Below are 12,733 nucleotides of genomic sequence, written 5' to 3' on the forward strand. Positions count from 1 at the left end.
ATGAAAACTAATGTAGAATTTTCTATTATTACAGTAACTTTAAATGCTAAAGCAGAATTACTAACAACAATTAAATCTGTTCAAGAGCAAAATTATAAGCATTATATCCACATTATAAAAGATGGTTTTTCTAATGATAAAACTAACCAAATAGATTACTCAAAATATAGAAATACCAGATTTATCGAAAGTAAAGATGAAGGTGTTTATAATGCAATGAATCAAGGTTTCAAACTTTCTAAAAATGAATATATCTTATTTCTAAATGCTGGTGACATTTTTCTTTCTAAAAATAGCTTAAGGGATTTAGCTGAAAATATAAAAAAAAATCCTAACTTCACTTCATATTCAGGAGGGACTTTACAAGTTAATCTCAAAACTAAAAAAATAAAAAGATTAATTGGGCTAGGAATCTTATATCAAAATCTACCTTTTGCTCAATTACCACACCCCTCCTTTGTAGTTAAGAAAGCAACTTTATCAAAATTAAATAATCCTTTTGATTCACGTTTAAAAATATCTGCAGATTATAAATTGCAATTGGAATTAAGAAAAAAACAACTTTGGAAAAATTGTTATCTTAATCAAATAATCTCCATAATGCCTACTGGAGGTATCAGTTCTTTAAATAAAAGATCAATCATTTTTGGATATAAAGAAACTTTGATTTTTTCTTATAGGCTATATAATCTAATTTCGATTTATATTATCTTAATTAAGTTAATTCTAAATCTATACTCCAGATTAGAAATTTTAAAATTAAAAACTTCAAATATCCATAATAATCTTTTTCAACGATTTTTTAATTGATAAATATTTTAAATTTAGTAAAATATTTTTTATTATTTCTATCTTTATTTAAAAAGCTTAGTTAAGTTATAAATTTAATAACGTATAAATCCAATGAATCATAATCTAGTTGATATTAATAATGTTCTTGTAATTGGATGCGGCGGGGCCGGATTAAGAGCTGCTATAGAGGCAAAATTGAATGGACTGCAGGTTTCTATTTTGGGGAAAAGAAGCAAAAAAGATTCTCATACCGTTCTTGCAGCAGGAGGGATAAATGCAGCTTTTGGTAATATTGATCCAAATGATAATTGGAGATATCATTTTGCAGATACATATTTAGAGGGTTATGAGTTAGGTGATCCAGAGCTTATAGAAAGAATGTGTATAGAGTCTCCATATTATGTTGAAGAAATTGATAAGTGGGGAGCAAATTTTAAAAAATTAGATAACAATAAATTTGACCAAAGGTATTTTGGAGCACATAAATATAGAAGAACTTGCTACTCAGGTGACTATACAGGTCAATCAATTTTGAATGCCTTGTTGCGAAAAAGTCTTTCTCTTAAAATCCCCATCCATGACTCTCAATATGTTGCAGAATTATTGGTAAAAGATAATAAATGTTTTGGAGCCATGTCTTTTAATATTATTACAGGTGAAAGAACAGCACACTTTGCAGATGCTGTTATTCTCTGCACTGGAGGACATACTAGGATTTGGAAGAATAGCACCTCAAGAGAATATGAAAATACAGGTGATGGTTTTCATCTAGGTCTTAAAGCTGGTTGTGAATTATCAGATATGGAAATGGTCCAGTTCCATCCAACTGGCACGGTCCTTCCTACAGCAACAAGAGGAACTCTAGTTACTGAAGCAGTAAGAGGTGAGGGAGGCTTACTATTAAATTCTAAAGGAGAGAGATTTATGGCTAAATATGATTCAAAACGATTAGAACTTTCCACTAGAGATAGAGTCGCAATGGCTAACTATACTGAAATAATAGAAGGCAGGGGAACAGAAAATGGAGGAGTATTTCTAGATATATCTCATAAAAGTAAAGAATTTATTCTCGAAAAAATACCAAATATTTATAGACAATTCATTGAAAACTCCTTAATTGATATTTCCAAGGAGCCTATGGAGGTATCGCCAACAGCCCATTATTCAATGGGGGGTCTAAAAGTTAATGCATTAGATCATTCTACAAGAATAGAAGGCTTGTTCTCTGCTGGAGAAGCAGCAAGTGGATTGCATGGAGCTAATAGACTCGGCGGCAATTCTTTAGCAGAAATCTTAATATTTGGTGCTCATGCTGGTAGAGCTGCTGCAAAGTTGTCAAAAGCCTTGTCTTCTCAATTAAGATCAAGGAAGTGTATTTCTGAAACTCACGATTATTTAAATCACTCAATTTCAAAAGGTAATGAAAACGTTTACTTATTAAAATCAGAGTTAAGAGATTTAATGTGGGATTATTGTGGAGTAATTAGAAATGAAAAAAGTTTAATTAAAGGCATAAACAGAATAAATGATCTTGAAAGCTTTTTGCCAAATACAGATATAAGATTAGAATTTAATAATCAGAATGATTTGATTAACAAATTAGATTTACATTCATCTCTTATCACGGCCAAAGTAACATTGTTATCAGCACTAGAAAGAAAAGAAAGTAGAGGTGCACACCAAAGAAGTGATTTTCAGAAAACCGAAGATGCTTGCAAATTTAATATTAATATCCTTATGAAGGGGGATAAATTTATTATTAAAAGGAGCAATCATAAGAGTGTGAATCAAGAATTAATTAATCATATAGAAAGATCAGAAAGAGAAGAAGAAATTGCAAAAAAATTACTTGAATAAATTCAAAATTAACTTTTATAATTCACTAATAGTTTTTAATTTTTTTATAAGAACTAAATATTATTTATAATTGATCGAGAGAAGTTTCAACCTTCACACACTTTTCCATTTAAAAGTTTTTTGTTGATGTTTGAATTCAACTCAATGAGAGGGGTTTTGGAAATATAAGATGCCCACATCGAAAATGTACTTGGCGGTCCTACGATTAAATCACAACATTGGAGAATAATTTGATCATCTTTCCAAGAACCTTCAGAAAAATAATCAGCCCCAATATCTATCATTTTTTTTTCATTACTGACAATAACAAAAAAGGGCTTCTTACTATCGTTAATTAATTTTCCCCTTAAGCAATTAATTATATCTCTATAAAAATCATCATCAAAATAATACTTTCCTTTGTTCCACTCTTTGTAATCTCCTCTTCTAATGTGAACACCTATGATAAATTTTCCCTTAGATTTTTGATTAATTAAAAACTCTTTTAGGGAAATTGATTTCCTAGATAAAAATCTTTCATCAAAACTATAAATATTTTTTAATACTTCATGATGCTTAGCCGTTAATTTATATTGTCTGTAATTCCAACCTGTCACAAATTTGATGTAGTTTTTTTCATTTATATAAAAACAAAACTCATCTTTGCCAAAAAATAATTTAAGCGATTTAGTTAAAAACTTAAGAATAAAATTATTTATCTTATCAAAAAAATAAAATAAATTATTATCAAATTTTAAAAGTCCTAACATAGAAGGATTTAAAATTTTTATCTCTTTTTCTAAGGCATATGCATGATAGTGTAATGATTGAAAAAGCCTATTACAAAAACCTCCATATTTTTCAATTACAATAAAAACTTTCAAAATTTGATTCTTATAACTTTAAAATTAAGTTTATTCACTTAAGTTATCTCTGCCATATTTATCATCAAATCTCACTATGTCATCTTCACCTAGATATTCCCCGCTTTGAACTTCAATTAGAATTAATGGGGATTTACCAGGATTAGAAAGTCGATGTTTAAAACCTAAGGGTATATATGTACTTTCATTTTCAGAAAGAATACTTTTTTCTTTCTCAATCTCTACTAAAGCTTTTCCATTTACTACTACCCAATGTTCTGTTCTATAATTATGTTTCTGCAATGATAGTGAGGCACCAGGATTTACATTTATTCTTTTTACCTGCCAACCTTTAGAACTAGACAATGATATGTAGCTACCCCAAGGACGATATATTTTTCTATGCGTGGTAGCCTCTGGAAAGTTTTTTATTTTCATGAGATCAACAAGATTTTTAACTTTTTGACTAGATCCTTTTTTTGTTACCAATACAGCATCAGATGTTTCTACAACAATAAGATCTTCAATATCTACACCAACTAATAATTTATTCTCACTTCTTAAATAACAATTTTTGATTTTTTCAGATAAAACATTTCCAGTTAATGTATTCCCATTCAAATCTTTTTCAGATATTTTAAATAAAGCGTCCCAACTCCCTACATCGCTCCATTCAACATCTAAAGGTAATACCATTCCAAATTCAGTCTTTTCCATAATTGCTATATCAAAAGGAATATCTGGACATTTTTCAAAATTTTCTTTCGAAATTCTTAGAAAATCTAGATCAACAGAACTTTCCTTAATACATTTCTTGCAAATAGATAAAAGCTCAGGCTCAAATAAATTATATTGTTGCAAAACAAATTTTGCTTTAGTTAAAAAAATCCCACTATTCCAAGTATATTTTTCATTCTGAAGTAGTTTCTCTGCAGTTTTTTTGTCTGGCTTTTCTATAAATTTCTTTATTTTGACACCTTTAATATCTAATTTATCCAAAGGTTCTTCAGCTTCTATATATCCAAATCCCGTTTCAGGATATTTTGGAGGTATCCCAAAAGTTACAATTTGGTTATTCAGGGCATATTTAATTCCCTTATTAATAATTGCATTAAATTTATCAGGATTTTTTATCAAATGATCCGCTGGCAATACTAATACGAGGGGATCCTGATCAAATTGCATTGCGTTAATTATTCCTAATGCTATTGCTGGGGCTGTATTTCTGCCAAAAGGTTCAAGAATTATGGATTTTGGTTCAACATTTATTTCTCTCATTTGTTCAGCGACAATAAATCTATGTTCCTCATTACAAATCAAAATAGGTTCTTGTACATTATTAATATTTTTTAATCTCAAAAAAGTTTCTTGAATAAATGAAATTTTATTTTTAGGGTTACATTCTAAGAATTGTTTAGGTAAGCTTTTTCTTGATAATGGCCAAAGCCTAGTTCCTGTGCCACCACATATAACCAAAGGGAATATTTTATTTTTATTTAAATTAACCATAATGAAAATTTATCATATTTGATTTCATATATCTCAACTTTGCATATTTATAAACTATCCTTTATTGAAACTATGAGTTAATTTATGATAGTAAATATCAAGAACTCTTTAGCAAAATTTGATGATAATTAAAAATATTTGTTGTATTGGAGCTGGTTACGTGGGTGGACCAACAATGTCAGTTTTAGCAGAAAAATGCCCCAATATAATAATAAATGTCGTTGATTTAAATCAAGAAAGAGTGAACAGTTGGAATAGTAATGATTTAAATAATCTTCCAGTTTATGAGCCTGGGTTAGCCGAAATTGTTAAAAATTGTAGAAATAAAAATTTATTTTTTTCCAATTTAATTCAGGAAAAAATTAAAGAAGCAGATATGGTTTTTATATCTGTAAATACTCCTACAAAAAAAAAGGGATTAGGTGCCGGTAAAGCAAGCGATTTAAAATGGGTTGAGGCTTGCGCAAGACAAGTGGCTCAATATTCTTCTGGTCACACAATAGTTGTTGAGAAAAGCACTTTACCTGTAAGAACTGCAGAAGTAATCAAATCAATACTAAAGGAATCAAAGAAACAGAATATAGGTGAAATGCCTCTGAAAACTTTTGATGTTTTATCTAATCCAGAATTTTTATCAGAGGGTTCTGCTATAAAAGATCTTTTAATTCCTGATAGAGTCTTAATAGGAGGTGAAAATAATGATGCCATAAATTCTTTGTGCGAAATATACAAAAATTGGGTTCCAGAAGAAAAAATACTTACTACAAATATTTGGAGCAGTGAATTAGCGAAATTAACATCTAATGCTTTTCTAGCTCAAAGAATAAGTTCTATTAACTCTATTAGTGCTTTATGCGAAGCTACTGGAGCAAATGTTAAAGAGGTAGCCAGAGCGATTGGATCAGATAGTAGGATTGGCTCAAAGTTTCTGAATACTGGGCCAGGGTTTGGTGGCAGTTGCTTTAAAAAAGATATTCTAAATTTAGTATATTTATCGGAATTTTTTGGATTACCCGAAGTGGCTGCCTTTTGGGAAAGTGTTGTAAATTTAAATAATTGGCATCAAAATAGAATCTCAAAATTAATTACCAAAAAGTTATTTGGTACTTTGTCAAATAAGAAAATTGTAATATTAGGTTTTGCTTTTAAAGCAAATACTAATGATACAAGAGAGTCTGCGGCTATACAAATTTGTAAAAATCTACTAGAGGAAGATGCATATTTAGTTATACATGATTCAAAAGTGGCCTATAAACAAATTGAAGTAGATCTAGAAAAGAAAGTTTTAAACAGTCATCTAACAAATAATGATGATTCCAAAATATCTAAAGGTGGCAACTGGAATTATACTCAAGATTTATCTGGAATATTTAATGATGCCGATGCTGTCGTAATTTTAACAGAGTGGGATATTTATAAAAGTATAAATTGGGAAGTGGTCTCCAAGTTTATGAGATCTCCTGCTTGGATATTTGATACTCGTTCAATTTTAAGCCCTATTGATATAAAAAAATCAAATTTAAACTTCTGGCAAATAGGAGATGGTCTATTATAAATTTACCTATTTGAGTACCCATTTGGATTTTTGGATACCCAATTCCAACTATCTTTGCACATGGCTTTTATATCTTTATGTGGTTCCCAATTTAATAACTGCTTCGCCATTGAATTATCCGCTACAGAGTATTCAATATCTCCGGCTCTCCTAGAAGCAAACCTATAAGGTATTGATATTTTATTTACCTCCTCAAAAATATTAATTAATTGCAAAACGCTTTTGCCAATACCTGTTCCTAAATTCAGTGTAATTAAATTAGGTTTACTATTTTTACAAAGATATTCCAATGCCTTAATGTGACCATCAGCAAGATCCATCACATGAATATAATCTCTTATTGGTGTTCCATCAGGAGTATTCCAGTTATTCCCAAATATATTTAAATATCCCCTTTTACCCAATGCAACACTATTAATAATTGGCATGATATTATTAGGCGTATTTTTAGGACTTTCCCCTAATTCTCCAGCAGTATGTGCTCCAATAGGATTAAAATATCTCAATATTGCTATTCTCCAATCATTTTTTTCTACATTATTTAGATTATTTAAAATCTTTTCTATGGTTTCCTTTGTCATACCATAAGGATTAAGTGGATTTTTGTAGTGATTTTCTTTTAAGTTTTCTTTACTGTTATTTGTTCCATAAATAGTTGCGCTACTGCTAAAAACCAAAGTTCTGCATTCAAACTTTTCCATTACATTAAGCAAATTGACTGTACCCAAAACATTTGAAGTCCAATAGCTTAATGGATCTAACAATGAATCTGATACGGCTTTTAAACCAGCAAAATGAATAACAGCTGATATTTTATTACCATCTTTATTAGATTCTTCAAAAGCTTTCTCTAATGAATCACGATCCTTTAAATCACAATTAATAAGTTTAATTTTATTTGTTTTTTTAACGTATTTTTCAAAAAATAAGTTTTTTATTTTATTTATTACTATGGGATAACTATTTACAAAAGAATCAACTATCAATAATTCATAGCCCTTCTCCAGTAAAGCCAAAGAAGTATTACTACCAATAAAACCACATCCGCCAGTAACAAGTACTTTTTTCATTTGAAGATTTAAGCCTTAGATTATTCTTATATTGAAAGACTTCAAATTAAATATAATAATTGATGAGTTATTAAAAATAAATTTAAAAGAAAAATTAATGAATTAACTGTTAGCCTTTTATATTAATTATAACCTTATTGGATTCAATTCTCTTGGGATAATTCCTTTAATGTCAACGAATTTACCCTTTTCTACAATCAATTGTTTGAAAAATTCTGTTTTTAGTAATTTAAATTGTTCATGAGCAACTGCAGCAATTATTGCCTCAAATTTTTGATTAGTAGGAATTTTATTATAAAAATCTATTTTTTTTGGTAAATTCTTATCTGTTTTTTCAATAAAGGGATCCACCACCACGATAGAAATTCCGTATGACTTTATTTTTTGGATTAATTTAATAACCCCAGAGTTTCTCATGTCAGGACAATTTTCCTTAAAAGTCAATCCTAATATTAGAAACGTAGACCTACTTAATGTAAATCCTTCACTAGTCATGACAGAAACTAATTCTTCAATAATCCAGTCTCCCATATAATTATTTATTCTTCTTCCTGCTAATACCACCCCTGGAGAGTAACCAGCTAATGTTGCTCTATGAGTTAGATAATATGGATCTACACCTATACAATGGCCCCCAACCAATCCAGGTCTAAAATCTAAAAAATTCCATTTTGTATTCGCTGCTTCTAGGACATCAAGTGTATCGATATTAAGTTTTCTACAAATTATCGCCAACTCATTTACTAATGCAATATTTAAATCTCTTTGAGTATTTTCTATAACTTTTGCTGTTTCCGCAATTTTGATGCTTTTTGCTTTATGAGTTCCAGCCTCTATAAAAGAGGCATAAAAACTATCGACCCAATTCGCAGTTATTTCATCCATCCCACTTGTTATTTTTACAATATCTCCTATTGATCTTCCTCTATCACCAGGATTAATCCTTTCGGGACTATAACCACAAAGAAAATCTTTATTTACTTTACCAACCATCTCTGCCTCAATTATTGGTATACAAATCTCTTGGGTTAAACCTGGATAAACTGTACTTTCAAAGAGTACTATGGGTATATTTTTGATTAATTCATTATCTCGCCTTATTTTTAAAGTTTTACCAATTAACTTACTTGCTATTTCTATTGGCTTTAAATTTGGATTATTAAATGAATCAATTGGAGTAGGGACCGTAATTATATAAACATCAGAATTTTCTATCTCGCTTTCTAAATTAGTAAAAGAAATATTATTCCCATTAATCAAATCATTATCTTTGACTTCATTAGTTCTATCAAATCCTTTTTTTAATTCTGAAATTCTCTCCTGATTGATATCAAAACCAACTATTTTTCTTCTTAATTTTTGTCCAGTTTTATGGCAATTTAAAGTTTTATCAATTTGAACTGCTAAAGGTAAACCTACATAACCAAGACCAACTATTGTAACTTTACAATTATTTAATTTTGGAAGTAAATGCATAGTTAAACATTATAAAAGCTCTTATACCATGAAATAAATCTAGAGATACCTTCCTTAATAGTCGTATTAGGTTTATAACCTATATATTCTTCTAGTTCTTTAGTATCAGATTCTGTACTTTTCACATCTCCATCTTGCATTGGCATAAAGTTTTTAATAGCTTTAATCTCTAAAATCTCTTCAATATTGATAATGTAATCCATCAAATTAATTGGGCTTGAATTTCCTATATTGAAAATTTTATATGGAGCCCAACTTTGATGAGGTTTTGGATTGGAGAGTTCAAACTTAGAATCTCTAGTAGGTTTTTTTTCCAATAACCTGCTAACTGATTCCACAACATCATCGATATAAGTAAAATCTCTAATCATATTCCCATTGTTGAAAATATTTATTGGTTCTTTATTTAAAATAGCTTTTGTGAATAGAAATAATGCCATATCAGGCCTCCCCCATGGTCCGTAAACAGTAAAGAACCTTAATCCAGTTGTAGGGATATTATATAGATGACTATAAGAATGGGCCATCAATTCATTAGATTTTTTTGTAGCCCCATATAAAGAAACAGGGTGATCAACATTATCTTCTTCTCTTAAAGGTAGATTACTATTGCCCCCATAAACAGAACTACTACTCGCATACAATAAATGTTCAGTAAGATACTCTCTACAACACTCTAGAATATTACTAAAACCAACAATATTAGATTCTATATAAGCCTTCGGATTCTCAATAGAATACCTCACCCCAGCCTGTGCAGCTAAATTAATAACAAAACTAGGTTTATATTCATAGAAAATGCTATTTAAATAGTCCTTATTTATCAAGTCTCCTTTCTTAAAAACAAAAGAATTTTCTTTATCCTTGATTTTTTTTAATTTCTCCAATCTAGCTTTTTTCAGATTTACGTCATAATAATTATTTAAATTGTCAAATCCAATAACAGTAAATCCATCATTAATTAATTTAGCTGAAAGATGGTAACCAATAAATCCAGCTGCTCCAGTCACAAGTACATTCATTATTTAGACTTCATTTTTTCTTCTTATTCTTTAATAGTCTATCTGAAATGAAGAACGAAAATTCAATTTATTAAAAATTGATCTTATAAACTTACTAAAGTCATAAAAAGTTAATATCTGAAGACATATTCAAGATTTGAACTTTTAAATTAGGTTATTTAAAAAAAATAATATCTATAAATTCAAAAAATAAAGTCCCTTTACTAAAATGCATCTTAACAACAGAAATTTGAAAATGATCTTAAAAAAACACATCATTTATGGTGCTCGAGGCCATGGGAGATCTTTACTTTATAGTCTTAAGAACGATGGCTTAGAAATTTTATGTTTTATTGACCAAGATAAAGATTTACTAGGTAATTGTATTAGTGGCATACCTATATATAAAAGCCTTGATGATTTTCAAAATATTAATGATAAAAATGATGAGATTTCTATTTTAATTGGAGTAGGAGGCACTAATTCAACTGACCGAAAATATTTGTTTGAGCAAGTAATACGAAAAAATTATTCAATTGACACTTACATATCTAAATCTGCAATAGTTATGAACACTTGTTCTTTATCCAAAGGTGTTCAAATCTTGTTAAATACTACTATTGCCGGTAATGTTAAAATTAGAGAAGGAGTAATAGTAAATAGTGGAAGTATTATTGAACATGACTCAAGTGTTGGGGCATTTACACATATTGCGCCCGGTGTAACAATCTGCGGCTCGGTACACATTGGTAACATGAGTTTTATAGGAGCTGGTTCAACAATTCTTCCAGGAATAAAAATTGGCTCAAATTCAATTGTTGGAGCAGGTTCTTTAGTAACTAAAGATATAGAATCTAATATGATTTCATATGGATCACCAGCAAAAGTAATTAAAGCCCGTGAATAAATTGTATAGCTTTAAGATTTTAAATTTTCTTCTAAAAAGAACTAATTCTTATAGAGAATTCTTTTTTGTAATTGCAATGTTTATTTTTGCAGCATTATTTGAAATATCAACAATTGCACTAGTTTTTTCATTTATTTATTCGCTAATATCAACACCTCTTGAAGCAACTACTTTCGTCGAAAAGCTTTATACATTTTTTCCTCAATATGGAAGCAATAAAATCATTGCGATAACTTCTATTTTATTTTTTATTTTAATTTCAGGTCTTGTAAGAACTTTTTCTATTTATTTAACACAAATCATATCAGCAAATATCAGTATTAGAGTTAGCAACACTGTATATAAAAACTCATTATCAAATGAGTATATTTCTTTTAACTCAAAAGAAGACTCAAAGATTAAATCAATAGTACTAACCAAAATAAATCAAGTTGTGAGTGGTTACTTTATAAACTCATTACAGCTTATATCTTCATTGATATTATCTAGTATTTTGATTTTGGTACTCTTAATAGAGACTGGTAGTTTATTTATATATTTTGCTTTAATAATTTTTGTTTTTTATATTCTTATTTATTTTTTAATAAAAAATCGAATCGAAATATATGGTAATAAATTCGTTAATGCGAGTAATAAACTAGCACTAATTCTTGATGATACCCTAAAACTTAAGCAGGAAATTAATATTTATAAAGTTCAAGAAAATTTCATAAAGATTTTCTTCAAAAATGACTCAGAGATGAGATTATCATTAGCAAAATCTCAGTTCATTGCGACATTTCCAAGATATCTTATAGAGACAATTTCCTTAGGGACAATTGTTTTATTATTATTACTTAAGGTAACCCTTAATGAAGGGAATAATATTGATGAAGTATCAGGGATAGTTGCTATTGGAATATTTGGCCTGAAACTTATTCCATCAATCCAAGTTGTTTATTCTTCCTTAACTCTTATAAAAACCTCAACACCTGCTTTATTAGAATTAACAAAACAAATAGATTTTAAAAAATCTTCATTTAAAAGTAATTATAAATATCGCGATATTCCAGATAAAGAAAAAATTCATGCAATTACTATTGATAAATTATCTCATAAATATATAAATTCAAATTCCTATACTTTCAAAAATCTTTCTTGTGCATTTAGATTGGGGAAATCTACTGCTATTACAGGCTCAAGTGGTGCCGGGAAAACTACTCTAATGAATATTATTCTTGGGCATGAAAAATTTTGTGAAGGCAAAATAAATATATTTACCAAAAACAACAAAGTTTTTAATTATGATCCCAAAATCCTCTTAGGGAGAATTTCTTTTGTACCCCAAAAACCATACTTATTGACTACTAGTATTAAAGAAAATATTTATTTTGGCAGAAAAAATCTTATTAATAAAAATTCAGAAGAAAAAATTAGTAAATGGGTAAAAGAATTAAACCTATTTGATACTTTCCAAAAATTACCAAAAGGAATTGAAACTATTTATGGAAAAGAAATTGCATCATTAAGCGGAGGTCAAATACAGAAAATTGCCATATTAAGAGCTCTTGTAAGTCAGCCTGAAATTTTAATTTTTGATGAGCCTACTAGTGCAATGGATATAGAATCTTTAAATCAGTTTTCGAATATATTGAAGTCTCTTTCAAAACATTTCATCATTATAACAATTACTCACAGCAAAAAATTAAGTGAATTGCATGAAGAAATTATTAGATTAGATTAAT

10 protein-coding genes are annotated in these 12,733 nt (G+C 28.8%); 5 read left to right on the forward strand and 5 right to left on the reverse strand.

Features of this window, described 5'->3' with window-relative positions; all coding sequences use genetic code 11:
* Together HA146_RS06810 and HA146_RS06815 are read left to right on the forward strand one after the other, a co-directional pair.
* The gene (locus HA146_RS06810) at positions 1-810 is read left to right on the forward strand and encodes a glycosyltransferase (protein WP_209108816.1); all 810 of its coding nucleotides are present in this window, start codon (positions 1-3) and stop codon (positions 808-810) included.
* A 93-nt stretch (positions 811-903) separates the two neighbouring features.
* Positions 904-2,649, forward strand: a complete 1,746-nt coding sequence (locus HA146_RS06815; protein ID WP_209108817.1) for an FAD-binding protein — start codon at positions 904-906, stop codon at positions 2,647-2,649.
* Positions 2,650-2,735: 86 nt separating this feature from the next.
* On the opposite strand, the gene HA146_RS06820 is transcribed toward HA146_RS06815, so the two are convergent.
* Positions 2,736-3,512 carry an alpha-1,2-fucosyltransferase gene (locus HA146_RS06820; RefSeq protein ID WP_209108818.1) on the reverse strand — a complete coding sequence of 259 codons (777 nt, stop codon included), beginning with the start codon at positions 3,510-3,512 and terminating at the stop codon, positions 2,736-2,738.
* Between the two features lie 30 nt (positions 3,513-3,542).
* Complete coding sequence (locus tag HA146_RS06825) at positions 3,543-5,000, reverse strand: mannose-1-phosphate guanylyltransferase/mannose-6-phosphate isomerase (RefSeq protein ID WP_209108819.1); 1,458 nt, start codon at positions 4,998-5,000, stop codon at positions 3,543-3,545.
* Positions 5,001-5,121: 121 nt separating this feature from the next.
* Here HA146_RS06825 and HA146_RS06830 point away from each other — a divergent pair, with 121 nt between their 5' ends.
* Positions 5,122-6,555 (forward strand): nucleotide sugar dehydrogenase, encoded by a 1,434-nt coding sequence (locus tag HA146_RS06830; RefSeq protein ID WP_209108820.1) that lies wholly within the window; start codon positions 5,122-5,124, stop codon positions 6,553-6,555.
* A 2-nt stretch (positions 6,556-6,557) separates the two neighbouring features.
* Here HA146_RS06830 and galE read toward each other — a convergent pair whose 3' ends face one another.
* From galE to HA146_RS06845, 3 genes are all read right to left on the reverse strand, one after another.
* Positions 6,558-7,625, reverse strand: a complete 1,068-nt coding sequence (galE, locus tag HA146_RS06835; protein ID WP_209108821.1) for a UDP-glucose 4-epimerase GalE — start codon at positions 7,623-7,625, stop codon at positions 6,558-6,560.
* Positions 7,626-7,751: 126 nt separating this feature from the next.
* Positions 7,752-9,101 carry a nucleotide sugar dehydrogenase gene (locus HA146_RS06840; RefSeq protein WP_209108822.1) on the reverse strand — a complete coding sequence of 450 codons (1,350 nt, stop codon included), beginning with the start codon at positions 9,099-9,101 and terminating at the stop codon, positions 7,752-7,754.
* Positions 9,102-9,103: 2 nt separating this feature from the next.
* The gene (locus HA146_RS06845) at positions 9,104-10,123 is read right to left on the reverse strand and encodes an NAD-dependent epimerase (RefSeq protein ID WP_209108823.1); all 1,020 of its coding nucleotides are present in this window, start codon (positions 10,121-10,123) and stop codon (positions 9,104-9,106) included.
* A gap of 235 nt (positions 10,124-10,358) precedes the next feature.
* Here HA146_RS06845 and HA146_RS06850 point away from each other — a divergent pair, with 235 nt between their 5' ends.
* Both HA146_RS06850 and HA146_RS06855 read left to right on the forward strand, forming a co-directional pair.
* Positions 10,359-11,009, forward strand: a complete 651-nt coding sequence (locus HA146_RS06850) for an acetyltransferase (protein WP_209108824.1) — start codon at positions 10,359-10,361, stop codon at positions 11,007-11,009.
* Positions 11,010-11,085: 76 nt separating this feature from the next.
* On the forward strand, positions 11,086-12,732 hold the full coding sequence (locus HA146_RS06855) for an ATP-binding cassette domain-containing protein (protein WP_209108825.1): 1,647 nt from the start codon (positions 11,086-11,088) through the stop codon (positions 12,730-12,732).
* Position 12,733 lies beyond the last annotated feature (1 nt).

The organism is Prochlorococcus marinus CUG1416, assembly GCF_017695965.1.
Lineage (GTDB): Bacteria > Cyanobacteriota > Cyanobacteriia > PCC-6307 > Cyanobiaceae > Prochlorococcus_A.

Excerpts from the sequence above, each read along its gene's own strand:
- HA146_RS06810 (WP_209108816.1), top strand. The coding sequence starts at position 1 with ATGAAAACTAATGTAGAATTTTCTATTATTACAGTAACTTTAAATGCT.
- HA146_RS06815 (WP_209108817.1), top strand. The coding sequence starts at position 904 with ATGAATCATAATCTAGTTGATATTAATAATGTTCTTGTAATTGGATGC.
- HA146_RS06825 (WP_209108819.1), bottom strand. The coding sequence starts at position 5,000 with ATGGTTAATTTAAATAAAAATAAAATATTCCCTTTGGTTATATGTGGT.
- HA146_RS06830 (WP_209108820.1), top strand. The coding sequence starts at position 5,122 with ATGATAATTAAAAATATTTGTTGTATTGGAGCTGGTTACGTGGGTGGA.
- galE (WP_209108821.1), bottom strand. The coding sequence starts at position 7,625 with ATGAAAAAAGTACTTGTTACTGGCGGATGTGGTTTTATTGGTAGTAAT.
- HA146_RS06840 (WP_209108822.1), bottom strand. The coding sequence starts at position 9,101 with ATGCATTTACTTCCAAAATTAAATAATTGTAAAGTTACAATAGTTGGT.
- HA146_RS06845 (WP_209108823.1), bottom strand. The coding sequence starts at position 10,123 with ATGAATGTACTTGTGACTGGAGCAGCTGGATTTATTGGTTACCATCTT.
- HA146_RS06850 (WP_209108824.1), top strand. The coding sequence starts at position 10,359 with ATGATCTTAAAAAAACACATCATTTATGGTGCTCGAGGCCATGGGAGA.
- HA146_RS06855 (WP_209108825.1), top strand. The coding sequence starts at position 11,086 with ATGTTTATTTTTGCAGCATTATTTGAAATATCAACAATTGCACTAGTT.